General features: G+C 61.9%; 19 protein-coding genes. 2 read left to right on the forward strand and 17 right to left on the reverse strand.

Going from position 1 to position 23,891, the window contains the following annotated elements; translation table 11 throughout:
• Window positions 1–47 precede the first annotated feature (47 nt).
• From JF535_RS15790 to JF535_RS15835, 10 genes are all read right to left on the reverse strand, one after another.
• Entirely contained in the window at window positions 48–965 is a 918-nt protein-coding gene (locus JF535_RS15790; protein WP_207004066.1) for a septal ring lytic transglycosylase RlpA family protein, read from the reverse strand.
• 146 nt (window positions 966–1,111) lie between these two features.
• Window positions 1,112–2,101 carry a lytic murein transglycosylase B gene (gene mltB / locus JF535_RS15795; protein WP_242524055.1) on the reverse strand — a complete coding sequence of 330 codons (990 nt, stop codon included), beginning with the start codon at window positions 2,099–2,101 and terminating at the stop codon, window positions 1,112–1,114.
• 172 nt (window positions 2,102–2,273) lie between these two features.
• Window positions 2,274–3,419, reverse strand: a complete 1,146-nt coding sequence (rodA, locus tag JF535_RS15800; protein ID WP_340674205.1) for a rod shape-determining protein RodA — start codon at window positions 3,417–3,419, stop codon at window positions 2,274–2,276.
• Window positions 3,412–5,340 (reverse strand): penicillin-binding protein 2, encoded by a 1,929-nt coding sequence (gene mrdA / locus JF535_RS15805; RefSeq protein ID WP_242524056.1) that lies wholly within the window; start codon window positions 5,338–5,340, stop codon window positions 3,412–3,414. The genes rodA and mrdA overlap by 8 nt, the downstream gene beginning before the upstream one ends.
• A 202-nt stretch (window positions 5,341–5,542) precedes the next feature.
• Entirely contained in the window at window positions 5,543–6,019 is a 477-nt protein-coding gene (rlmH, locus tag JF535_RS15810) for a 23S rRNA (pseudouridine(1915)-N(3))-methyltransferase RlmH (protein ID WP_207004072.1), read from the reverse strand.
• 35 nt (window positions 6,020–6,054) lie between these two features.
• Window positions 6,055–6,417, reverse strand: coding sequence for a ribosome silencing factor (gene rsfS / locus JF535_RS15815; protein WP_066962666.1), 363 nt, complete (start codon window positions 6,415–6,417; stop codon window positions 6,055–6,057).
• Between the two features lie 26 nt (window positions 6,418–6,443).
• Entirely contained in the window at window positions 6,444–7,088 is a 645-nt protein-coding gene (gene nadD, locus JF535_RS15820) for a nicotinate-nucleotide adenylyltransferase (RefSeq protein WP_207004073.1), read from the reverse strand.
• Window positions 7,085–8,380, reverse strand: a complete 1,296-nt coding sequence (locus JF535_RS15825) for a glutamate-5-semialdehyde dehydrogenase (protein ID WP_422880021.1) — start codon at window positions 8,378–8,380, stop codon at window positions 7,085–7,087. The genes nadD and JF535_RS15825 overlap by 4 nt, the downstream gene beginning before the upstream one ends.
• Before the next feature lie 171 nt (window positions 8,381–8,551).
• Window positions 8,552–11,239 carry a DUF2339 domain-containing protein gene (locus JF535_RS15830; protein ID WP_207004075.1) on the reverse strand — a complete coding sequence of 896 codons (2,688 nt, stop codon included), beginning with the start codon at window positions 11,237–11,239 and terminating at the stop codon, window positions 8,552–8,554.
• A 62-nt stretch (window positions 11,240–11,301) separates the two neighbouring features.
• Window positions 11,302–11,877, reverse strand: coding sequence for an LON peptidase substrate-binding domain-containing protein (locus JF535_RS15835; RefSeq protein ID WP_207004081.1), 576 nt, complete (start codon window positions 11,875–11,877; stop codon window positions 11,302–11,304).
• Window positions 11,878–12,036: 159 nt separating this feature from the next.
• Here JF535_RS15835 and ypfJ point away from each other — a divergent pair, with 159 nt between their 5' ends.
• Together ypfJ and JF535_RS15845 are read left to right on the forward strand one after the other, a co-directional pair.
• On the forward strand, window positions 12,037–12,951 hold the full coding sequence (ypfJ, locus tag JF535_RS15840) for a KPN_02809 family neutral zinc metallopeptidase (protein WP_207004083.1): 915 nt from the start codon (window positions 12,037–12,039) through the stop codon (window positions 12,949–12,951).
• Between the two features lie 74 nt (window positions 12,952–13,025).
• The gene (locus tag JF535_RS15845; RefSeq protein WP_207004085.1) at window positions 13,026–13,307 is read left to right on the forward strand and encodes a peptidylprolyl isomerase; all 282 of its coding nucleotides are present in this window, start codon (window positions 13,026–13,028) and stop codon (window positions 13,305–13,307) included.
• Window positions 13,308–13,525: 218 nt separating this feature from the next.
• Here JF535_RS15845 and JF535_RS15850 read toward each other — a convergent pair whose 3' ends face one another.
• The 7 genes from JF535_RS15850 to JF535_RS15880 all read right to left on the reverse strand — a co-directional run bounded on the left by JF535_RS15850 (window position 13,526) and on the right by JF535_RS15880 (window position 23,666).
• The gene (locus JF535_RS15850) at window positions 13,526–14,365 is read right to left on the reverse strand and encodes a hypothetical protein (protein ID WP_207004087.1); all 840 of its coding nucleotides are present in this window, start codon (window positions 14,363–14,365) and stop codon (window positions 13,526–13,528) included.
• Between the two features lie 109 nt (window positions 14,366–14,474).
• The gene (locus tag JF535_RS15855) at window positions 14,475–18,782 is read right to left on the reverse strand and encodes a YhdP family protein (protein WP_207004088.1); all 4,308 of its coding nucleotides are present in this window, start codon (window positions 18,780–18,782) and stop codon (window positions 14,475–14,477) included.
• 66 nt (window positions 18,783–18,848) lie between these two features.
• A complete protein-coding gene (gene rng / locus JF535_RS15860) occupies window positions 18,849–20,336 on the reverse strand; it encodes a ribonuclease G (protein WP_066962646.1) in 1,488 nt (495 codons plus the stop codon).
• Window positions 20,337–20,348: 12 nt separating this feature from the next.
• A complete protein-coding gene (locus tag JF535_RS15865) occupies window positions 20,349–20,990 on the reverse strand; it encodes a Maf family nucleotide pyrophosphatase (RefSeq protein ID WP_207004090.1) in 642 nt (213 codons plus the stop codon).
• Between the two features lie 149 nt (window positions 20,991–21,139).
• Window positions 21,140–21,619 carry a rod shape-determining protein MreD gene (gene mreD / locus JF535_RS15870; RefSeq protein WP_207004092.1) on the reverse strand — a complete coding sequence of 160 codons (480 nt, stop codon included), beginning with the start codon at window positions 21,617–21,619 and terminating at the stop codon, window positions 21,140–21,142.
• Window positions 21,620–21,623: 4 nt separating this feature from the next.
• Entirely contained in the window at window positions 21,624–22,454 is an 831-nt protein-coding gene (mreC, locus tag JF535_RS15875; RefSeq protein WP_340674206.1) for a rod shape-determining protein MreC, read from the reverse strand.
• A gap of 177 nt (window positions 22,455–22,631) precedes the next feature.
• The gene (locus JF535_RS15880) at window positions 22,632–23,666 is read right to left on the reverse strand and encodes a rod shape-determining protein (protein WP_066962637.1); all 1,035 of its coding nucleotides are present in this window, start codon (window positions 23,664–23,666) and stop codon (window positions 22,632–22,634) included.
• Between the last annotated feature and the right edge of the window lie 225 nt (window positions 23,667–23,891).

Here is a 23,891-nt window from a genome sequence, read left to right on the forward strand (position 1 = left end):
GTGTCAAAGACCCGGCTCCAGCCGGGCATGCGCTGCGGGGCAGCGAATCAGTCGACCACCACCTGGGGCTGGCCAAAATTCTGTTGCTCTACAGATTCCCGCAACGCGGCCAGTGCCCGCTGCTGCGCGATGGGGCCGATACGCACCCGATATAGCATTTTTCCGCCACGGTTTACCGGGTTGACGGATACAGGATAGCCGAATGCGGCGGCCAGTTGGCCGCGAATATCTTCCGCCTGCTGGGCGGAACTGTAGGCTCCCACCTGCAGGAAGGTGTTCTCCGGCAATTTGAAACTGGCATCCTCCGGCAATCCCTTACGCGCTGCGGCATCTTTTTCTACCGCGAGGCTCTCGGTAGCGCTGGGCAGGGATTCCGGATCCAGTGCGACCACCTCGACCCGTGCAACCCCCTTGTCGATATACCCCAGCTTCTGCGCCGCGGTATAGCTGAGGTCGATAATGCGCCCCGGGACGAAAGGACCGCGGTCATTGATGCGCACGATGATACTGCGGCCATTATCCAGATTGGTGACTTTGGCGTAACTGGGCAATGGCAGGGTTTTATGCGCCGCCGACATGGCGTACATATTGTAAACCTCGCCGTTGGCGGTTTTGCGACCGTGGAATTTCTTGCCGTACCAGGAAGCATGGCCACGCTCGCTGTAGCCTTTCACACCTTTCAATACCCGGTACTTTACGCCGTTCACCACATAGGGGGATTTGTTGCCGGCAATACCGATCGGCTCTCGCACCGGCGTCACCTCGGGCGTTGCCAGCATGTCCACAGGGACATCGGGGCCACTATCGCGCACCTGGTCGAAGGGCACTTCGTCTCTCGGTTCGACCTTGGCCTTGCCCGCATCGTGCAACGGCACCGTACTACAGGCAGTGAGCAATGCCAGCACGCAAACGGCGCCCAGGCGAACAAAACCAGCGGATGCATCCGCTATTTTTCTGGTATTCATGACTTCCCCCCGGAGCAGGTCAAACAGCGCCCGCTACCGCGATTTTTTTACTTTCGACTTATCGTACTGCTGGTGTAAAGCACACGCCGGAGACACAAGCGGCGTCCGGCGATACATCCATTATGTTATCCGGCGTTGCCGCGCCCTCAGGAGCGGCCACCCCGCGCTTTGATAATCTCCTGGCCCAACTCGTAGACCGCCATGGCGTACAGGCGACTGTGGTTGTAGCGGGTAATGGTGTAAAAATTATTCAGGCCGATCCAGAACTGCTTACCATCCTCGGTCTCCAGAGAAAACACATTGGCAGGCATGTCCTTGGTAACCTGGGCCGTGGTGGGGAAGCCCTTCGCTTCCAGCGTGCCCACGGTCCACTGGGGTTTCAGGTCGTCATTGACGATGGTCATGTCGGCATTAGGCAGCGGCTGGGTGATCACGGTAATCGGCTCGCCGGCTTTCCAACCGTGTTCCACAAAGTAGTTGGCGACGCTGCCGATAGCATCCTCGGTGTCCTCCCAGATATCCACACGGCCGTCGCCATTGAAGTCCACCGCATAGTGGCGATAGCTCGACGGCATAAACTGACCAAAGCCCATGGCACCGGCGTAGGAGCCTTTCAGGGTGGTAGGATCGATTTTTTCATCGCGAGTCAGCAGCAGGTAGTTCTCCAGCTCCTTGGTGAAGAACTTGGCGCGGCGAGGATAGTTGAACGCCAGGGTCGACAGCGCATCAATCACCCGATAGCTGCCCATGTTGCCCCCGTAGCGTGTTTCCACGCCAATCACGGCCACGATCATTTCTGGCGGAACACCATATTTTTCTTCCGCGGCCTTGAGTACCTCGGCGTTTTTGTCCCAGAACTCCACACCGCCGGCAATGCGGGCATTGGTGATGAAAATTTTGCGGTATTCATGCCAGGGTTTGGCTTTCTCGGCCGGCCGTTTGATGGCCTTGAGGATGGCTTCCTTGCGCTTGGCCTCGCGCATCAGCAGCTGCAGCTCATCGCGGTTGAAGTTGTGTTCGGCCACCATGTAATCCACAAACGCATTCGCCTGGGCATTTTCCTCGTGCCCCGCCTCCTGCGCACAGGCACCGAGCACCAGCCCCAAGCCTGCTATCAATCCTGTGGTCCACTTCAAAACAACCGCTCCTGTGTTCATAGAGTACTTCCTGCCACTTTCCACAATTATTAAATTCGTTCTGCAGTGTGACTGCATCCGCGCCAAAAAGTGGCACGATACACGGGAAAAAGTGAAGCGAGCCTGAACCGCCTCACATTCAGCCACCAAACCCTGCAACTAAATCCAACAACTAGAAAAGTACTCTGCGCCTTTCCGTGCTGATAGCCATCAGAATACCGAACCCCGCCATCAGGGTAATTACCGAGGTGCCGCCATGGCTCACCAGTGGCAGGGGCACCCCCACCACCGGCAGCAGGCCGGTCACCATACCGATATTCACAAACACGTACACGAAGAATGTCAGCGTGATACTACCCGCCAACAACCGTCCGAATACATGCTGGGCCATGAAACTAATATAGATGCCCCGGGCAATGATCAACAGATACAGGGCCAGCAGAAACAATGCTCCGCGCATGCCCCACTCTTCCGCCAGTACGGCGATGATAAAGTCGGTGTGACTTTCTGGCAGGAAATCCAACTGGGACTGTGTGCCCTGCATATAGCCCTTGCCGTCCCAGCCACCGGAACCGATGGCCGCCTTCGACTGGAAAATATTCCATCCCGCACCGAGACGGTCGGCATCCGGATTGAACAGGGTGAGAATGCGCTGCTTCTGATAATCCCGCAGCCCCCAGATCCACATGGGCCATGCGGCCATCAGCGCCATCACCACCGCACTACCGATCATTTTCCAGCTGAGGCCCGACAGATAGAGCGCGAAGATGCCCGAAGCGGCAATCAGAATGGAGGTGCCGAGATCCGGCTGGCGCACAATCAGTGCCGCCGGGATGGCAATAATCACCAGCGCACCCACCACCGTCATAAACGACGGTGGCAGGCTGCGCTTGTGCAGGTAGGCCGCGACGGCGATCGGCACCGCGAGTTTCAATGCCTCGGAGGGCTGGAAGCGAAAACCACCGATCTGCAACCAGCGCTGCGCGCCCTTGGCGCCCACACCAAAAAACAGCACCGCCACCAGCAGGCAGCAGCCGCCCAGGTAAAACCACGGTGACCAGCGCCGGTAAAACTCCAGGGGAATCTGCGCGGCAATGAACATGCCCACGAACGCCAGCGCCATAAACACCGCCTGGCGCTTGACGTAGTGGCTCTCTTCGCCGGACGCGCTGTACAGCACCACCAGCCCGACCCCCGCCAGCAGGATCAACAGCAACAGCAGAGGCAGGTCGATATGCCAGCGCCGCGAAAAACTCTCCGGCCGCCGCAGGCTGCTGCCGGCATCCGGCAGGCGGTGCATGTAATCGCGACTAGCCACGGATTGCTACCTCGTGTGGGTGTGGATGCCTGAACCCGGCGCTGATCATGGGCGGACGCCCGCCCTGCCGGCTGGCGGTGTCTTCCAGGGGCCGCGACATCCAGTCGAAAAACAGTTCACGGGCCACCGGTGCCGCCACGCTACCACCACCTTCGCCGTTTTCCACCAGCACGGACACCGCAATCTGCGGGTCATCCGCCGGCGCGAAGGCAACAAACAGGGCGTGGTCCCGGTGGCGCTCTTTCAGCGCCTCGGAGTCGTATTTCTCCCCCTGGGCGATACCCACCACCTGCGCGGTGCCGGTTTTACCCGCCACCTTGAAGTCGAGGCCGGCGCCGGCTTTCTTGCCGGTGCCGTGGATGCCGTAGACCACGGCTTCCATCCCCTCGAACACCAGATCCCAGTGCTCCGGGCGCGCATCCACGTGGTGCAGCACTTCTGGGGGCTGCTCGACGCCATCGATGGCCATCACCATCTGCGGGCGGTAGTGAGTGCCGCGATTGGCGATGGTGGCGGTCATCACCGCCAGCTGCAGCGGCGTGGCCAGCACAAAGCCCTGGCCCAGCACCGCGTTCAGGCTGTCCCCCGGGAACCAGGGCACACCGCGAGCGCCGCGCTTCCAGGCCCGCGAGGGGAAGAGCCCGGGGTACTCCCTGGGCAAATCAATCCCGGTTTTTTCGCCAAGGCCGAAGCGGGTGGCGATATCGTGCATACCGTCAATACCCCAGCGGTGGGCCATGTCCCAGAAATACACATCGCAGCTCTGGGCCAACCCTTCGATCAGGTCGACATGTTTGCCATGGCCCCAGCGCTTCCAGTCGCGATAAATACGCGAATCGTTCGGCAGCTTGTAAAAGCCGGGGTCCGGCACCTTGGTATCCGCGCGGATGATGCCCGCGGCGAGACCACCGAGGCCCATCATGGGTTTGAGCGTAGAACCGGGCGGATACTGCCCCTGCACCACACGATTGAACAGCGGCACATCGAGCGAATCCCGCAGCGCGCTGTAATCCCTGAAGCTGATGCCAGTCACAAACAGATTGGGGTCGTAGGACGGCTGGCTCACAAACGCCAGCACGCCGCCGGTTTTCACGTCGATGGCGACCACCGCACCGCGGTTATCCCCCAGCGCCTCGGTGGCCACCTGCTGCAGGCGGGTGTCCAGATGCAGGGTCAGCTCCGCGCCGGGTTTGGGATCTTGGCGCTCCAGCACCCGCAGTACGCGACCGCGGGCATTGGTTTCCACGTTTTCATAGCCCACTTCACCCAGCAGCAGGTCCTCGTAAGAGCGCTCCAACCCCACCTTGCCGATACTCTGGGTACCGCGGTAGCGGCGTACATCTTCTTCGGTGAAACCAGACAGTTCGCGGTCGTTGATCCGCCCCACATAGCCCACGCTATGGGCAAACAATTTACTCTCGGGGTAATAGCGAACCAGTTCCGCCTCCACGGATACCCCGGGCAAGTGGAACTCATTGACGCTGATACGGGCGATTTCGTCCTCACTGAGGCGATAGCGCAGAGGCACCGGCTCGAACGGACGCCGGCGCTGCAGGCGGCGCTTGAACTTCTCTACATCGCTGTCTTCAAGACGCACGATCCGGCCGAGCAGTTCGATGGTGGCATCCAGGTCTTTGACCCGCTCGCGCACCACAGACAGGGTGTAACTGGGGCGGTTGTCCGCCAGCATTTCACCGTTGCGATCGTAGATCAGGCCCCGTGTGGGAGGGACCGGACGCACCTGGATGCGGTTCTGGTCAGACTGGGTACGGTAGTCCTCGAAGTTGACTACCTGCAGGTTGTAAAAGCGCGCGACCAGCACACCGAGCAGCACGACTACGCCGAATATGGCCACCAGCATGCGGTTGCGAAACAGCCGCTGCTCTGTGTGGTGGTCTTTAAAACGCAGGTTTTCTGACATGGTAGTCGAAGCAGGTTATTCGGTGGCGCGAAAATGACCACGAAGTGTACACAAGTTTGCCTTCCCTGCGGAGTGTTCGATGCAAACCCGCGCCCACAGACAACCACAGGCACCGGGCATCCCCGTGTCCGTGGGAGTCTGGTGGCAGCAAAAAGTTCAATCGGGCGAAGAAGTCGGCGCGCCACCCCGGGACTTAGCCAACTTACTTGTGGTACGGGTGCCCCGCCAGCAAGGTCCAGGCCCGATACAGCTGTTCCGCCAGCAGTACCCGCACCAGCGGGTGCGGCAGGGTCAGCGCCGACAGGGACCACTTCTGATTGGCCCGCGCCACGCACTCCGCGGAAAGACCGTCGGGGCCGCCGATCAGCAGACTCACGTTGTCGCCGGACATCTGCCAGCCGGAGAGCTCCCGGGACAGCTGCTCGGTGCTCCACGACTTGCCCTTCACTTCCAGCGCAACCACGTGATCCCGCGGATGAATCGCCGCCAGCATCGCCTCGCCCTCTTTCTGCCGCGCCTTTTCCACCAGCGCAGCGGAATTTTTCTGGCCGCGGTTGCCCAGCGGCACCTCGATCATTTCCAGGGTCAGCTCCCGCGGCAGGCGCTTGGCGTACTCGTTGTAGCCTTCCTGCACCCAGGCGGGCATCTTGCCACCAGCGGCGATAATGCGAATTTTCATAAGCTGCGTGTGTTCAAGGGGCCGGCGCTTCGCGCTCAGTCCTGATGAGGATCGGAACCGTCCGCACCCTCACGGGTGTTGGGGGTCATCGACCACAGCTTTTCCAGATCGTAGAAGCCGCGGGTCTCGGCCTGCATCACGTGCACCACCACATCGCCGTAGTCCACCAGCACCCACTCGCCCTGGTCGATCCCCTCGACGCCAATCGGACGGATACCGGCTTCTTTGCCGTCTTCCACCACATTGTTGGCCAGGGATTTCACCTGCCGGCTGGAGGTGCCGGTACAGATGATCAGGGTGTCCATTACATCGCTGAGTTCGGATACATCCATCGAAACGATGTCTTTACCCTTGAGGTCTTCCAGTGCGTTTACCGCAATTGCTTTGATATCAGTCATAACACCTGTAGCGGGAGCCTTGGCTCCTATTGGTTTTCGCTCTTGTAGAGCTGATGAGTTTGAATGTAGTCGAGTACCCGCTCTGGCAGCAGATACCGGGGCGAGCGGTTGCTCGCAATCAGGCTGCGAATCTCCGTGGCGGAGATCGGCAGCAGCGTCTGTTCCCGCAGCACCAGGCTCCCGGCCGCCTGTTGCTTGAGGGTATCCACATCACCGCGGTGGGCAGCGAGCAGTTCCGCCACCGGGCCTTGCTCGGGCAGCTGCCAGCCGGGGCGGGTAACCACCACCAGATGGGCGAGCCGGATCAGCTGCTGCCAACGGTGCCAGCCGGGCAGCCCCAGCAGGGAATCGAGCCCCATGCAGAAGCTGATCGACACCTGGTTGCCCAGCTCGGCACGCAGCGCCTGCAGGGTATCCACCGTATAGGTGGGGCCCTGGCGCTGCAGCTCCCGTTCGTCCAGCTGCAGCGCAGGACAGTGTTCCAGCGCCAGTGCGAGCATGTCGCGACGGGCATTGGCGGTCACCCCGGGCTGCGCGCGGTGCGCCGGCTGGTGCGACGGCAGCAGCCGCATTTCGTCGAATCCCAGCGTTTCCTTAAGCTCCAGCGCCATGCGCAGGTGGCCGAAATGCACCGGGTTAAAGGTGCCGCCGAACAGGGCGATGGCTCTCATTCGCGAATCTGCCCGTCCCCGAACACAATCCACTTCTGCGAGGTCAGCCCTTCCAGGCCCACCGGCCCGCGCGCATGAATTTTGTCGGTGCTGATACCAATCTCGGCCCCCAGGCCGTATTCAAAACCGTCGGCGAAACGGGTGGAGGCGTTGACCATGACCGAGGCGGAATCCACTTCTGCCATAAACCGGCGCGCGCGGGAGTAATCTTCGGTGACGATCGACTCGGTGTGGCCGGAGCTGTAGCGGGCGATGTGGTCCATCGCCGCATCCATATCCGCCACCACGCGAATCGACAGCACCGGTGCCAGGTATTCGGTGGCCCAGTCTTTTTCGGTGGCCGGCAGCACATCCGCGAGGATGCTGCGGGTCTTGTCACAACCACGCAGTTCCACGCCTTTTTCCCCGTAGGCCGCCGCAAGCCTGGGCAGGAACTCTGCTGCCACTGCCTCGGCCACCAGCAGGGTTTCCATGGCATTGCATACACCGTAGCGATGGGTCTTGGCATTCAGCGCAATATTGAACGCCTTGACCGGATCCGCGCGGTCGTCGAGGTACACATGGCAGATGCCGTCCAGGTGCTTGATCACCGGCACCCGCGCGTCGCGGCTGATGCGCTCAATCAGGCCCTTGCCGCCGCGGGGTACGATCACATCCACATACTCGGGCATGGAGATCAGGGCGCCCACCGCGGCGCGATCGGTGGTGGCCACCACCTGTACCGCGGTCTCTGGCAACCCGGCCTGCTTCAGCCCCGCGGCCACGCAGGCTGCAATAGCGCCATTGGAGTGCAGGGCCTCACTGCCGCCGCGCAGAATCGTCGCATTGCCGGATTTCAGGCACAGGCTGGCGGCGTCAATGGTCACGTTCGGGCGGGACTCGTAAATGATGCCCACCACGCCCAGCGGCACGCGCATCTTGCCCACCTGAATGCCGCTCGGCCGGTATTTGAGTTCGCTGACCTCGCCCACCGGGTCTGGCAGTTCGGCAATCTGGCTGAGCCCCTCGATCATGCCGTCGATACGCTCGTCGGTCAGTTCCAGGCGGTCCAGCAGCGCCGCGTCCAGACCATTGGCGCGGCCGTTTTGCATGTCTTTGGCGTTGGCCGCCGCCAGCTGCGGTCGCTGGGCGTCCAGTTCCGCGGCGATGGCCCGCAGCGCCGCGTTTTTAGTGCCAGTATCGGTGCGCGCCATTACCCGGGCGGCGGCGCGTGCCGCACGACCCATGGCCTGCATCATCGCTTCGACAGATGCGGTTTGGGTAGAATCCTGATCAACCTCGGTGGCACTGATACTGTTCACTGCTCATCTCCATGCAATTCACTCATACGATTCGGGACCACTGTTGTCCCGCGGCAAGCTCCCGGTTATCTGTCCGCACAGCGGCCCCAACGCACGCGAGCCCCGCAAAAAGGCCGCGCAGTATACCGCAAGCGCTGCGGGAAATTGCCTGCGGGCAGTCAGTTATTGCACCTGGCTTGCGCTTTTTCCGCCCAGCCTCTGATGCAGATAGGCGATACCCAGTAGCGCCAGTCCCATCCCCATAAAGGAAGCCACGCGCAGCAGGCCTTCGAGCCCCGACATATCCACCAGAAACAGTTTCACGATCACCAGCGCCAGCACGGCCATCCCGCCCTGGTAACAACTGCGCCAGCGCTTCCAGCTCCCCAGCAGAATGCCTGTCACGGCCAGGGCCAACCACACCGCGGAGTAGGTGTACAACTCCCCGGTATGCGCCGGCGTATCCAGCCGGATATCCCCCTGCCACAGATGCCGCACCTCCAGCGACACCCACACAAAGGCGGCGACCGCAGCCACCAGCCCGGCCAGCCTGCGCGCCCCCGGCAGATAGAATCGACTGACCAGCAGTGCGAGTAGAGCCGCCCCGCCAAAGGCGGGCAACAGCATATTGACCAGCGGGCGCGGGTCGATATCGCGCCACACCCAGGGATCGCTGGTGGCAGTGGCAAACAGGATTTTCCCGTAGTTCACCAGCCCGGCGAGCATCAGCAGACGGCCATAGCCGTCGTACCAGCGCGCCAGGCGATCGGCAATCAACGACTTGCGGTAGTACACCAGTCCCAGCCCGGTGAACAGCCACAGGTTGATCACTGCCTCGGTAAAACTGTAGTGCGCGGCAAAGGCATTGCCGTCGTACAGCCAGTAACGACTTTCGGCCCACAGCGCCAACACCAGCAGATGCCAGGCCGCCACCTCGGACCAGTCGGCTGTGGACTGGTAGACACCGCGTTCTGCGGCCCGCGCCAGAATGCGCGCCGCCAGCCAGGCACACAGCGCAGCGCCGCCGTACGTCCACAGGGACCAGTGGGTATCATCCGCGTAGCTGAGTAGCCAGGGATTCAGGGTAAGCCGGACCACCACCAGCAGCAGAACCGCTTTCAGCAGCCACCCCAGGGCCGGCACCGCGAAGCGTCGGATCACCCACGCCAGCGACACCGCCTGCAATGCCAGCGCCAGGGTCAAACTGGCCTGTTGCAGCCACAGACACGCCGCCAGGCTGTAGGCGAAATGTGCGGCGATAAACAGCCACACCACCATCCCCTTGTGCCAGTGCTGCGTTGCCCCCCGCGCGCCCAGATACATGAACACACCCCCAAACACCGCCGCATACAGGCACCACCAGTACACGGGCAAGAAGCTTTCGGCCAGCAAATAGCCCACCAGCAGCGACAGCAGTGGCGCCATCACCGCGAGCGAGGCCCACCAGTAGCGCGCCAGCCCGTGGCGGTAATTGAACAGGGCGAATCCCGCAAACAGCACAGCATTCAGCAACAGATAGAGAAGAAAGCCCCCCTGCTGCTCTGTCGGCAGAGGCAGCAGGCGCACGCCCTGCGCCCCGCTGAAATCCAGGCGGGTCGCGAGCCACGCCACCAGCTGGCCGACCAGCAGCACCCAGGGCAACAGCGCGAGGTTACCCCTGCGCCGCGCTGCCCACAGGATCACCAGCGCCAGAGGGCTCCACGCCCAGATCGCCTCTGGCTGGAAACCCTCACGCAAAATCGACAGGCATTGGGCGAGCGCGAGCACCAGCAGGCTCGGCAGGACCAGCGGGGTGATCTTTGCCGCAGGGCCGCCGGCAGACTGCGGGTCCTCCCCGGTCAGCAGCCAGTCCCCAGGCACCACGGCCAGCAACAGGTACGCCAGCGCGGCCAGATACAGACCCCGCCAGTCATCCGCCTGGTGTCCGAGCAACGAGATCAACCACCAGGCGAGGGCGCCCGCGAGCACCCCCAGCCACAGCCAGTTGCGGTAGACATGGCGCAGCAATAACAACACCGACACGGAAATAATCAGCGCGTAGAGCATCGCCCCAAGCACATTGCCGCTGCCGGAAGAAACCAGCGCCGGTACTCCGTAAGCACCCAGCATGCCGATCACCGCCAGTACCGGCCCGTGCAGCCGCGCCAACCACAGGGTAACCAGAGCCACTACCGCCAACAGGCCGAAGGCCAATCCCGGCGCCATCAGGTCATACAGATGCAGCGCCGACAGAATCGCGGCAAAGGCCGTGATCGCCCCGCCGCCGGCGAGCGCGGCAAAGGTTGGATGGCTGCCACCAGTCTTGCGCCGCAACACCTCCGCGGCCACGTACAGGGCCAGCGCCGTCAGCAGACCCGCGGCCACACGCACTCTGGGCCCAAGCAGCCCCTGCTCAATGCCGTAGCGCGCCAGGAAAACCCCGGCGAGTGCAACGCAGGCGCCGCCCAGCCAGACCATCCAGTTTTCCTGGACACGCACCCAGAACTGCGTGCGCCGCACGGCCACGGCAGGCCGCGGCGGAGCACCGGTACGTGCGGCGGCCACCGGCGGCACTGCATTGGGTACCTTATTCGGTATTTCCGATACGTTAGTTGGCACCTCATCGGGTACCGCATCGGGCATTTGAGTACGTGCGGGGGCTTCCGCTGGTGGTACCGGCGCCGGTGGCGTCGATGACGGTGAGGAAGCCGCTTTGCCGGGACCATGCGGCTCAACAGTCAGTCCAGCCGCCTGCAGGCTCTCGATCATCGCGCGCAGCCGGCGCACCTCTCCGCGCAGGCTTTTGACCTCGGCAAACGCAAAGATCCCCATAAACGCCCCGACAATCACGGTGAGGACCAGCAGAACGCCAAGCAAGACAATGTTTTCCATAGCAACTCAGAATGTTTACCGCATTATTTTTGTTGTTGCGCGATCGACCAACAGCGTGAGACTTATTCCCGGGCCCAGCGATCGAGGTTGGCGGCAATACTCGCCAGCCGCTCCAGTGGGTCGTGACTGGCCAGCAGTTCTACCCGCGCAGCATCTTCCAGGGGCAACAGCTGCGCCAGCTGCCAGGAGAGCGCCTCGGCACTTTCGACCGGCGCGAACTTCAGCGCCAGCGAGGCGGCATGCTGCTTCAGCTCGTTCAGGACCGCCAGCAGGCCATCGCAGCTCTCCGGCACCGGGTGCGACTCTTCATCCGGCAGCCATTCCACCTCGGCCATCAGTAACCCATCGTCCTCGCGGAAGGTGTCCAGCACGCGAAAACGGGAATCGCCAGCCACATCAATATGCAGCAAACCCTCCTCCCCCTGGCTCCAGTCGACAATGCGCGCGTACAGCCCCAGCGGCCACACATCCGCCTGTCCCACCTCGCGTCCACTGCGGATCAACACCACGCCGAAACCGGTATCGGTTTTCAGGGACTCGGTCACCAGGCGCAGGTAACGCTGCTCAAAAATCCGCAATGGCAAGGTCACGCCGGGAAACAGCGCCATATTGAGAGGAAATAGAGGTATCAACGACAAGGTTTCGGCTCACTGGTGGTTGGATAAGCGACAAAGATACCACTGGTATCCCACGCGCAAGGATAATCTCCCGCGCATCAAACAAAAAACTGCGCCAACTGTTCTATGCTGAAAGCAATACGCAGATGTGAATCGGCAGGATAAACGAGAGGTGCTCCCATGCGCTGGCGTCAGGGTCGCAGAAGTTCGAATGTGGAAGATCGCCGTGGGGAAAAAGCCCCCGGTGGCGGCGGTGGCATGGGAGGGCTCGGCAACCTGCTCGCCCTCGCCCCCTTTTTACTGCGCAGCAAACGCGGCTGGCTTATCCTGCTGGCGCTGGGCGCACTCTACTACTTTGGCGGCAACCTGTTCAGCGGGATGCCCAGCACCGAATCCCCGAGCCTCGGCCCGGATTCCCAGCAGGCACCGGGCACACAGGGCGTCGCGCCCGATGACGAGGTGGCGCAGTTTGTCTCGGTGGTGCTGGCCGACACCGAAGACACCTGGGGCAACCTCTTTCAACAAGCGGGCTCGCAATACGCCCCACCCAAACTGGTGCTGTACACCGAAGCGGTGCGCTCCGCCTGCGGCCTGAGCTCGGCCGCCGTTGGTCCCTTTTACTGTCCCGGCGACCAGAAGGTGTACCTCGATTTAAGTTTCCTGAACGAACTCAAGAAACTCGGTGCACCGGGCGATTTCGCCTTCGCCTACGTCATTGCCCATGAAGTCGGGCATCATGTCCAGAACCTGATGGGCACCTCGGAAAAAGTGCAGCAGGCTCGTATGCGCGCCGACAAAGTCACGGCCAACCGTCTCTCGGTCATGCTCGAGTTACAGGCGGACTGCTACGCCGGCGTGTGGGCTTTTTACGCACACCGCGACCGCAACATGCTGGAACCCGGTGATATCGAGGAAGGGCTGCGCGCCGCTGCCGCAGTGGGCGACGACCACCTGCAACGCCGCGCCGGTCGCGCCGTATCCCCCGACGCCTTCACCCACGGCAGTGCCGAGCAGCGCGCCTACTGGTTCAGGGAGGGATTCACCAGCGGTGATGTGAACAAGTGCAACACCTTTGCGGCTTTATCCGGCCAGTAGCTGGCTCCATCGGCGGTAAAACACTAAGCTTGCCGCTCACGAATCTATTTGTTGTAGAAATAAGGGAGACACCCGTGCCAAAAGCAACCGCCCGCCATATTCTCGTTGAAAGCGAAGCCCAGTGTCAGGATCTGAAAAAGCAGATTGAAGACGGCGCTGATTTTGGAAAGATTGCCCAGCAGCATTCCAAGTGCCCTTCCGGCCGCAACGGCGGTGATCTGGGTGAATTCAGCCAGGGTCAGATGGTGCCGGAATTCGACAAAGTGGTATTCAACGACGAGTTAAACAAGGTCCACGGGCCGGTGAAAACCCAGTTTGGTTATCACCTGCTGGAAGTGACCAGCCGCAGCGATTGACGGGCCCTGAAGCCGCGCGTTGCCGATGCAGAATACATCTGGCGGAAGTTAAGACAAGGGGCTGGTGCGAGTATTTCGAACCGTCGTCGCCATGGATGGCGGCGCCGGAGCGTACAGGGAAGTATTCACAGCGATTCGAAATACTCGCACCAGCACCTTGGCGCCACAATCCGGGCTTACAACGCCGCTCACCTGAAATGGCGAGAGGCTGCCAACCCTCACTCAGCGCTCGTCTCAGCCTGCCATTCGAACAGGTTCATCTCGATAAAGAAGAAGGCCACCAGCCACAGGAACGCATCCCAGAAGTCCAGGAAGCTGCCGTTGATTCCCCAGTAGATGGCGCACAGCAGCAGGGTGAAATACAGCAGCCCTTTGATCACCTGGGAATAGCGCATGATGGAGTCGGACAACTGGTGGCGCAGTTGCAGCCACACGTCGAACGCCAGAATCGCCACCACCAGCAGCCAGGCACCGGCATTGATCACATCAACCCACGCCAGCCACTGAATTTCCCGCCAGACCGCCGCATCCCCCAGCACCTGCGCATCCGCCAGGCGCAGCAAATGGAGGTCGGCCAGTGAACCGCAGTTGGCCGCCGTCAATGCCGTGTATTCATCCTGCTCCAGCACCATCGACCAGCCGCCGCTATTGGCCAGCTCACACGCGGTGCCAGTCACCGGTAGCAGATGGGTCAGCGACACCATCTCCGACACATACCCGTAAAACGAGTACACGATGAACACATAGCAGATGGCCGATATCGCATTCAGCAACCACTTGGTGCCGCCCTTGATGCGATCATCGGACAACAACGAGGTTTCCAGCTCAAACACCAGCAGCAACACCACCCAGGCCAGCGTATCGATAGAGTCGTTATACGCCTCAATGATTTTCCCCAGGCTCACGCCATCCGCGAATACCGTCCCGGCCGCCGCGTGGTTGTCTACAAAAAACGCATACACGTTGTACGCCAGCAGGCAGTAAACCGTGTACTTGAAGAGTTTGAACAGTGTGTAGCGATTGAACGGAATACCGGCCAAAGAGACCACCTCAGACATTGGCGACGCACCTCTGATGCTGACTTTATTGTTGTACGAACGCTATGGACGATTCGCTTGCGGGTAAATATCGAATAATTGTTCGGTTTTTGCAACTACTGGCATCAAATCAGCCAGCGCCGAGCGGCTGTGGGCGCTGCGAGCCGGGGGCCTCCACAGGCAACCCGCCAGAGCCTTGCTGCACACCCTGTTCGGGGGCTGCCACTCCCGCCGATGCCGCACGGGTTGCGGCCTCCCGTGCCGCTTTTTCCTTGTGCCGCTGTGCCACCGCGCTGCGCCCCTCGCGCCCGGCAGCGCCGTCATCGAACAGTTTGTCAAAGCGTACTTCCGGATCCGCCCACTCCCCGTTGATGCGGTAGCTGACACTGGCCACCCGATCCACCTGCTTCTTGAACACCTTACTGATCAGGTACACCCCCGCCGCAGCGGGCAAACCACCGGCCAGCGCCGCCACAAAAGCGAGATTGTTGCCCACCGGTAACGTGGCCACCAGGGTCAGATTCAAGTCTTCCCGCTGCAAATTGACCCGCCCGGCCATTTGCAACTCGCTGGTGGGCCCCTCCACCTGGATCGGCACCGCGATCAACAGCTCACCATCGCCCTCGAAATACACCTCGCCGTGTACCCGGTCAAAGGTCAGGCCACTCTGTACCAGGTCGGAGAAATCCAGGCGCAGGCGGCGCGCCCAAGTATCAAAGTTGAACAGCGACAGTAGTCGCAGCAGCGAGGTCCCGGCATTGTCACTGGCGCGCATAAAGCGCCCGTTGCGGATATCGATGCGGATTTCACCATTCAGGCTTTGGGGGCTCAGCATGGCGGGAGACCCCTGCCAGCGCAGCGCGGTATCAAAGACCGCACTGCGGCTCTCGATGGCGGCCTCCTGTCCCCACGACTGCAGCACCTGGCCCAAGTTTTCGCCGCGCAAGCGGCCAATAAACTGGGAAGACTCACTGCCATCGTCATCGCGCATCCACATCAACTGCGCCCCCAGGCGGCTGTCGCCCGTGGTGCGCCCCTCAATGCGGATACCACGCAGGGTGCCCTCAATGTCACTCACCACCAGACGCTGTGCCGACGGGCGCAACTGAAAGGACCACGGGCCCATGGATTCATCGCCCATCCACAAGGTTTCGGTGCTGAAATCCACACTCGGCAGACTGGCAAAATCAAAACCCTTCCAACGATCCTGCAGGCGCGCTGCCAGGGAGGCGGGGGCCTCAGTATCGCTGTCACCCACCGCCGAGCCCTCTTTTGCCGCCAGCGGTGGCAGGCGCAGATGTTCCAGCGCCAGTTGCATGGGCGTCGCCGAGTTGAGGGTGCCGCTCAGCTTGCCCGCAGCGGTCTCGCTATCGAAATCGAGCAGCCAATCTGCCCCCAGGCCGCGCCCACGCACGTGGATATTGTCGATGCGGGTGGTCTCGGAGACCTGCAACAGATCCGTGCTGAGATCGAGGCGAATCGGCAGCGGGTTCTCGTCACTGGCTGCGGCAGTCGCCCCGTCGGTGACAGCCACTGCGGCCGGCCCGTCGGCAATCGCAGGGGCCGCGTCGGTATAGATCGACAGGGCTTCTTGCCACGGCGGCAGATCCACCACTGGTAGATGCCCCATCACGGCAATACCCGGAGACGCGGGCAACGTTGCCTCCGCATTCAGGGCAATCGCCGCTCGCTCCAATTTGCCATCCACCTGCCAGATCTGCCCCTGCAGGTGCTCACCATAACTCAGGTGGTACAGATTACCCTGCGCGCCGATGGGCACCCGCAGTACAAACCGTGACTTCTCACCGGCGGGCTTGGCCAGCGGTGCCGGCAGCTGCACCGCCACCTGCTCCAGGTCGGAAGACAATTCCAGCACAGCGGCATAAGGTTTTTCTTTGGCCTGAGCCGGAATGGTCACGCGCGCGGTGTAATCCAGCGCACCATCGAGCCACTGCAATTCCGGCCGCCCGCTCCACTGGCCGATACTCTCGGTTACCGCCTCACCGTGCACCACCACCTGGGTATCGCGGTCTTCGCCCTGCCCCAGGTGCGCAATGGAAGCACGCAGCGGCTTGCCCCATAAGCGGCCACGGAATCGGGATCCCTTGAGACCATCGCTACTGTGGTAGCGCACATTGCCGTCGAGCCCATGGATGTCCAGATTCAGGTTTTGCAAGGTCAGATGGGCGTCCGACAGCGCCACGTCTACTTGCTGGCTGGGTGCAAAATCGGCCCCCCCCAGTGGCTGACTGAGTTGCAGGGTTCCCTGCATGGTGCCGCCGAGATCCCAGCTATCGAACGCTGTGCCGAGACGCTCACGCAATGGCGACTCGCGCAGGATTTTCAAACCATCGGCGGCGGGGCCCGCCAGCTCCGCCCGCACATCCAGCCTGGAACCGGTGGGCTCGGGGGATATCCGCACCGATACATTCGCCCCCGAGACATCCCACAGCTTCGCGCTGGGGGCAACCACGAGTACTTCACGGTCGTTGATGCCCAGATGGCCGTCCACGTGTTCCGCCACCGGCCAGTCGGGGGCATAGGCCAGGCTGCTGTCGCGAATATCGGCCTGCAGCTGCACCGTATTGCGGAAGTCGTGCGCGCCCAGCGCCAGCAGATCCTGGTCTTCCCCTTCACGATAACTGTACCCGCGGTAGATCAAGCCCGCGGCAGGGATGCGGCCGGCATTGCGCTTGCCGATACTCTGATCGAGCCACCGACGCAGATCATCGCTGACGACCGTGGGCACCAGGTGGCGCTGCTCCTGTACCGCAACATTGCGCAGCCCGAGCGCGAGGGTGAAGTCCGCCGCACGGGTATGCGGCACCACGGGAATCTGCAACAGGAATTGTCCGCTAAAGGCGGCAGCAGGAGCACCACCAGTGGACGGGCGCCCTGGCTGCTCGTCAGTAATGGCGTCCAGTTGAATCGGGCCGGAGTAGATAGAAATCGTGTTGTGCGCGCGATCGACATCCCACGCAACGGTGCCGCGGGCGCTGCCAAACTCAAACGGCGCATCGTAGAGCACCGGGAAATGCGCACTGAAACCCTCGTTGCTGGCCAGCTCCACACGGCCACCCTGGCCATTCAGGAACAAATAGCCATTCACCCCGCTAACCGCGGGAGCGCCGCGGTGCGCCCCCGCCACGACATCGTGCAGGTTCGCGGCCAGGGTGAGTTCGCCATCAACGCGCGCCAGACGCACATTCTGCAGCTCGCCGGTCGGGTCCAGGGCATTGAGCCACTCGTCGGCTTTTTCCGGTATCAGCTCGAGCACTTTCAGCACCCGGTGCCAGGCCTGCAGCTCGATCTGGTCCACCGCCAGCTGCAGGTTACCCGACTGATCCCCGCTCGCCTGGAGATTCACGTCCGGCACTTCCAGCTGCTGCCAGTTGAGCCCCAGATCCTGCAGCACCAGTTCCCAGGAGTCCCCGGGACGCCAGCGACCGGACAGTTTGCTGGACAGGGCATTCAGGGTTTCAAGAGCACGCCCCGCATCGGCATCATGCTCCCCTTCGACTGCGCCCTGCCCGTCGTCGGCGACTTGTGCAAGACTCAGGTCGCCCCGCAGGCTGTAGCCATTCTTTGCATCGGAACTGAGCCACAGCCGACCGCCCGCGAGCTTGCGACCGGGCCAGTAGAGCTTTTCTGGCAGCGGTAACAGCTGATACACCAGGGCAACCAGGTCTGCATCCACCAGCAGTTCATTCAGCTGCACATACCCCTTGAGGGAGAATTCGTCGTGGTCGCGAGGGTTGCCGCGCCCCTCCAATACCAGGCGCAGGCTCTCTTCACCGCTGTGCAGGCTTTCCATCGCCCCGGTGACGAACGCCCGGGCAACAAGGCGGTGGAACACACCACTGTTTTCCAGCTGGATCTCGCGCAATTCCAGGTTGGCGGACTGCCCATCGGTGAGCGTCAGCCCAATACTGGCATCGCGGACCAGTACCTTCGGGCCAAGCTGGAAAATCCGCGCCGGATCGCCCAAGCGCAGCCCGGCGTCACCGGGTGCCACACCCGCGTCGGCGGGCGCGCCCACCCGCGGAAAGCCCTGCACCTGCCAGCCGCCTTCTGCGCGCTGCTCCAATTGCGCGGAAAAGCCGTCGACTTCCAGGTTTTTCCAGATAAGTTCCCGGTTCCAGAGACTGGCCAGCAGGTCGAGGTGAAACAGCCCTCGGGCAAGCTTGACCTGCCCCGAATCGCCGATGTTCAGACCGTCGATCTGCAGCGCCACTTCGAGCGCCTGCCAGCGCAGGGCGATATGTTCCAGTTGTACCGGTGCGCCCAGCCGCGCGGAAAGCCAGTGGCCGATTTCCGGGCTGTATTTACCCACCTGCGGCGACAGGATACGCCCCGTCTGCACCAGGATGGCGAGGGAGATCACCAGGATCACCACCAGCAGCCAGAATTTGCGGGCGAACCAGCGTAGCCACAGCATCAGGATTGCCTCCCGAAACCACGAGCGCACAGGTTGGGGCCGCCGCAAACGACGCCTGTGATGAACTTACACCAGTACAATGTCGTACTGCTCCTGGTTGTAAATAGGCTCCACCTGGAACTGGATGGGGCGGGCAATAAACTCTTCCAGGTCCGCCACATTGGCGGACTCCTCATCCAGCAGCAGGTCGATTACCACCTGGCTGGCGAGCACCATGATCTTTTCGCTGTCGTAGGCCCGCGCCTCGCGAATAATCTCGCGGAAAATCTCATAACACACCGTTTCTGCGGTTTTCAACGTACCGCGCCCGGCGCACACCGGGCAGGGCTCACAGAGAATTTGCCCCAGGGATTCGCGGGTACGCTTGCGCGTCATTTCCACCAGGCCCAGCTCGGACACACCGGTGATACTGCTCTTGGCGTGGTCCCGCTCCAGGGATTTTTCCAGGGTGCGCAGTACCTGGCGCTGGTGCTCGGTATCCTGCATATCGATAAAGTCGATGATGATGATGCCACCGAGATTGCGCAACCTCAGCTGCCGGGCAATAGCCGTGGCCGCTTCCAGGTTGGTCTTGAAGATGGTCTCTTCCAGATTGCGATGCCCCACGAAGGCACCGGTATTCACATCGATGGTGCTCATGGCCTCGGTCTGCTCGACGATCAGGTACCCACCCGATTTCAGGGTGACCTTGTTCTGCAGCGCCTTGCGGATTTCCTCTTCGACACCATAGAGGTCAAACAGGGGGCGTTCGCCGGGGTAATGCTCGATCCTGGGGGCGATTTCCGGTGCGTACTTGCCGGTGAATTTGGCCGCACGCGCGTGGGCCTCGCGGGAGTCGATACGGATTTTTTCCGTGTGGGGGCGCGCCAGGTCGCGCAGCGCGCGCATGAATAGGGGCAGGTCTTCATAGATGATCGCCGGCGCTTTCTCGAGCTTGATACGCTGTTCCAGCTCGATCCAGAGCTTGTACAGGAACGGAATATCGCGCAGCAGCTCTTCCTCGCTTACGCCTTCGGCCACGGTGCGCAGGATAAAGCCGCCATCGCCGCTGTGCCCCTCCTCGGCGAGCTTTGCCGAGGCCAGGTCCACCAGCTCCCGCAGGCGCTCGCGTTCCGATTCATCTTCAATACGGTTGGAGATGCCGATATGCCGGGTCTGCGGCATATACACCAGGTAGCGTGCGGAAACCGAAAGGTGCGTGGTGAGACGGGCGCCCTTGCTGGAGATGGGGTCCTTGACCACCTGCACCACCAGCGACTGCCCCTCCCGCACCAGAGCGCGGATATCGGCCACATCGCCTTCGCGGGACTCCATCCCGTCCTCGTCCAGCGGGGCAATATCCGAGGCATGGATAAAGCCCGCCCGCTCCAGGCCGATATCCACAAACGCGGCCTGCATGCCGGGCAGCACCCGCACCACCTTGCCCTTGTAGATATTGCCCACGATGCCACGGCTGGCGGTGCGCTCCAGATACACTTCCTGCAGCACACCGTTTTCAACCAGTGCCACACGGGTTTCCATCGGCGCCACGTTGATAAGTAGCTCTTCGCTCACTGGGCGTAACTCCTAAATCGTCCCTGCGCCACTTGAATGACCAACCGCACGCTTGTCGAATTGCCAGTAGGGAATACCTGCGCGCTCCAGAAACCCGCCGAGGGTTTCCAGGGGCAAGCCCACCACATTGCTGTAACTGCCATGAATAGAGGCCACCAGCAGCGCACCCATGCCCTGGATACCGTAACCGCCCGCCTTGTCGGCCGGCTCCCCGGTGTTCCAGTACCCCTCGATCAGGCGCCGGTCCAGCTCGCGGAACCGCACCCGGGTCTCCACCACCTCGCTGAACGACTGCTCGGCGCCGGTAAGGCAGATTGCGGTCAACACCGAATGCTCGCGGCCGGACATCAGGCGCATCATGCGGGCAAAATCGGTGAAATCGCGGGGTTTTTCCAGGATTTCGTCATCCACCACACCCAGGGTATCTGCCCCCAGCGACCAGGTATTGGGGTCATCCAGCAGCTTGAGTCCCGCGCGGGACTTTTCCTCGGCCAGGCGTAATACGTAGGCTTCAGGGGATTCATCGGGATGACGCCGCTCTTCGACCGAGGTCGCGGCAGACGAGAATGGCACACCAATCTGCATCAGCAGTTCCGCCCGCCGCGGGGATGCGGAGGCGAGGATCAGGCGCTGTTCTTTTTCGGAATTTGGCACAGGCACGACTTATGGTTATTGGTGAAGCAAGTATGGTCAGCGAAAAGCCCGATTATAGCGTTATTGCTCGAAAAATAACCGCGCCGCGTGCGCCACTTAACATTATTTTGCTCGAATCGGGCAAAGGCGCACGATTTGCCCCGGCGAGATCAGCGTATCTGTAGCCGGGAGGCCGCGCCGTGTAGCCAGGGCGTGATCAGTGGCCACAGCAGCGCCGTGGTCAGGGCCGGCCACAAAAAAGTCAGGCCCGGCACCGGCTTGCCCGCCAGACTGTGCACCCAGTTACCCAGCAGCTGATTGATCCCGACCAGCACAAAAACCCACATCAGCTGTTGCCCCGGGTTGAATGCCCGTGTCCGGCGATAGGTGAGCAGGCTGAAGTACGCCAACACCGCCAGCGCCAGTGCGTGCGCGCCCAGCGTCGATCCGGTAACCAGGTCTTCCACCAGCCCCACCACCCAGGCAAAACCGACCCCCAGCTCCTGGGGCATCCGGGTGGTCCAGAAGATCACCAGCAGTGCACAGAACGCCGGGCGGAACCAGAGCCAGCTGGTGGGCAACGGCATCACCGCCAGCAGCAGGGCAACAAAAATCGTCAGCAGAATGAACCAGCGGTTGTGGGCTTCCATGGATTCAGTCCCGAGGCACCAAACCATCGCCAAGCTGCTGTTCCAGGCCGCTGACGCCATTTTGCTCATCGTGAATCACCGCCAGCACAAAACGGCTGCGGTTCATGCGCCCCCGCGGCTGCACATCCACTTCGGCAAAGGCGCGGCCAGGGTCACGCTTGACCCCAATGACCTCCCCCACCGGATAACCGGCGGGGAAACGACCACCGAGACCGGAACTGAGTAGCAGGTCCCCTTCGCGGATATCGCTGGTGTTGGCCAAGTGGCGCAGCTTCAGGCGGTAGAGATCACCGGTCCCCTCGGCCACCGCGCGCACGCTGTTGCGCAGCACCTGTACGGGGAGCGCGTGATTGGCATCGGTAATCAGTAGCACCCGGCTCGAAATATCCCCGGCTTCGATGACCTGGCCCAGCAGGCCACTGGCATCCATGATCGCCGACCCCTGCTCCAGGCCATCGCTGCGCCCCTTGTCGATGATCAGCACATGCTCCAGCGGATCCGGAGACACGCCGATCACCTGTGCCACCAGCACGCGCTGATCCACACTCTCGGCCGAGTTCATGAGTTCTTTGAGCTGGGTATTCTCCGCACGCACCGAAGCCAGCAACTGGGTCTGCTGCTCCAGCAGCATCACCTGATGCTTGAGGCGGCTGTTTTCTTCCAGCAGCTCTTCGCGGGTGCGCAGCTGCTCGCCCGCCCAACCACCGACACGGGAGGGGGTGCCGGTAATCCAGTAAAAGGGGGCGGAAAGACTGGACAGGCGCTCGCGTACTGGATCCAGCCAGTCGGTATAGAGGTTGATCAGGATCAGTGCGGTCGCCAGCGTGCCCAGCACAATGATGCGGGACTCCGGTGACGGACCTCGGGTAAATAGCGGTTTAATGGGCGGCCCCCATCGACCTGTTACGCAGTGCTGCTGTTAGCAGCTGTTGTTATTGGCTCGCGCATTTCCCTGCGCTTGTAGAGCGGCGGCGCCTGCAGTCCCTGGCGCCGCATCCTTATCGCAAAAAAATCAGTTGGAGACCAGGTACAGACGGCTCTTGTCCATCATATCCAGCGCCTGGCCGCCACCGCGGGCAACACAGGTCAGGGGGTCGTCGGCCACGATCACCGGCAGGCCAGACTCTTCCATCAGCAGGCGGTCGAGGTCGCGCAGCAGCGCGCCACCGCCGGTCAGCACCAGGCCACGTTCGGCGATGTCGGACGCCAGTTCGGGCGGCGACTGTTCCAGCGCACTCTTCACCGCCTGCACGATACCGGTAAGCGGCTCCTGCAGTGCTTCCAGAATCTCGTCGCTGTTCAGGGTAAAGCTGCGCGGCACCCCTTCGGCCAGGTTGCGGCCACGCACGTCGATCTCGCGCACTTCGCTGCCCGCGTAGGCACAGCCGATCTCTTCCTTGATGCGCTCGGCGGTGGCGTCGCCGATCACACTGCCGTAGTTGCGACGCACATAGTTGACGATGGCCTCATCGAAGCGGTCGCCACCGATACGCACGGAGTCGGAATAGACCACGCCATTCAGGGAGATGATGGCAATCTCGGTGGTGCCGCCACCAATATCCACCACCATGGAACCACTGGCTTCTTCTACCTTGAGGCCGGCGCCGATAGCAGCAGCCATGGGTTCTTCGATCAGCCACACTTCGCGGGCACCGGCACCGAGGGCGGATTCGCGAATCGCACGGCGCTCCACCTCGGTGGACTGGCAAGGGACACACACCAGAACCCGAGGGCTCGGGCGCATCCAGCTGTTTTCATGCACCTTCTTGATAAAGTGCTGCAGCATCTTCTCGGTGACCTGGAAGTCTGCAATCACCCCGTCTTTCAGCGGGCGGATAGCCGTGATATTCCCCGGGGTACGGCCCAGCATGCGCTTCGCCTCAACACCCACCGCTTCCACGATCTTGGTGCCGTTGTAGTGGCGGATGGCCACAACGGAGGGTTCATCGAGAACGACGCCGCGATCGCGCACGTAGATCAGCGTATTCGCAGTACCCAGGTCGATGGAGAGATCACTGGAGAACATGCCCCGCAAACGTTTAAACATGGAATTCGATTACCTTAATTCTGATGTACAACACCCAATCCGGGTCAGGTGCCGCGAGCGCCGACTGGAGCTCCCCGGCAGGGAAGCGCTACAGGGTAGTGAGTCCGCGCAATAAATTCTGTGTTCCGGGCGGCGTTTTCGTCCGCTCTTGTGCGAATCAGCCGGGCGCAACCGCGCCCTGACCATAATCGGCAAACTCTAACAACGGCGCGGGTTTAGGGCAAG

Origin of the sequence: Microbulbifer salipaludis, assembly GCF_017303155.1 — a bacterium.
In the GTDB taxonomy this organism is placed as follows: Bacteria; Pseudomonadota; Gammaproteobacteria; order Pseudomonadales; family Cellvibrionaceae; genus Microbulbifer; species Microbulbifer salipaludis.

Bases quoted from the DNA above. Each gene is read 5' to 3' on its own strand.
- JF535_RS15790 (WP_207004066.1), bottom strand. From the start codon at position 965: ATGAATACCAGAAAAATAGCGGATGCATCCGCTGGTTTTGTTCGCCTG.
- mrdA (WP_242524056.1), bottom strand. From the start codon at position 5,340: ATGTCAGAAAACCTGCGTTTTAAAGACCACCACACAGAGCAGCGGCTG.
- rlmH (WP_207004072.1), bottom strand. From the start codon at position 6,019: ATGAAAATTCGCATTATCGCCGCTGGTGGCAAGATGCCCGCCTGGGTG.
- rsfS (WP_066962666.1), bottom strand. From the start codon at position 6,417: ATGACTGATATCAAAGCAATTGCGGTAAACGCACTGGAAGACCTCAAG.
- nadD (WP_207004073.1), bottom strand. From the start codon at position 7,088: ATGAGAGCCATCGCCCTGTTCGGCGGCACCTTTAACCCGGTGCATTTC.
- JF535_RS15830 (WP_207004075.1), bottom strand. From the start codon at position 11,239: ATGGAAAACATTGTCTTGCTTGGCGTTCTGCTGGTCCTCACCGTGATT.
- ypfJ (WP_207004083.1), top strand. From the start codon at position 12,037: ATGCGCTGGCGTCAGGGTCGCAGAAGTTCGAATGTGGAAGATCGCCGT.
- JF535_RS15850 (WP_207004087.1), bottom strand. From the start codon at position 14,365: ATGTCTGAGGTGGTCTCTTTGGCCGGTATTCCGTTCAATCGCTACACA.
- JF535_RS15855 (WP_207004088.1), bottom strand. From the start codon at position 18,782: ATGCTGTGGCTACGCTGGTTCGCCCGCAAATTCTGGCTGCTGGTGGTG.
- mreD (WP_207004092.1), bottom strand. From the start codon at position 21,619: ATGGAAGCCCACAACCGCTGGTTCATTCTGCTGACGATTTTTGTTGCC.
- JF535_RS15880 (WP_066962637.1), bottom strand. From the start codon at position 23,666: ATGTTTAAACGTTTGCGGGGCATGTTCTCCAGTGATCTCTCCATCGAC.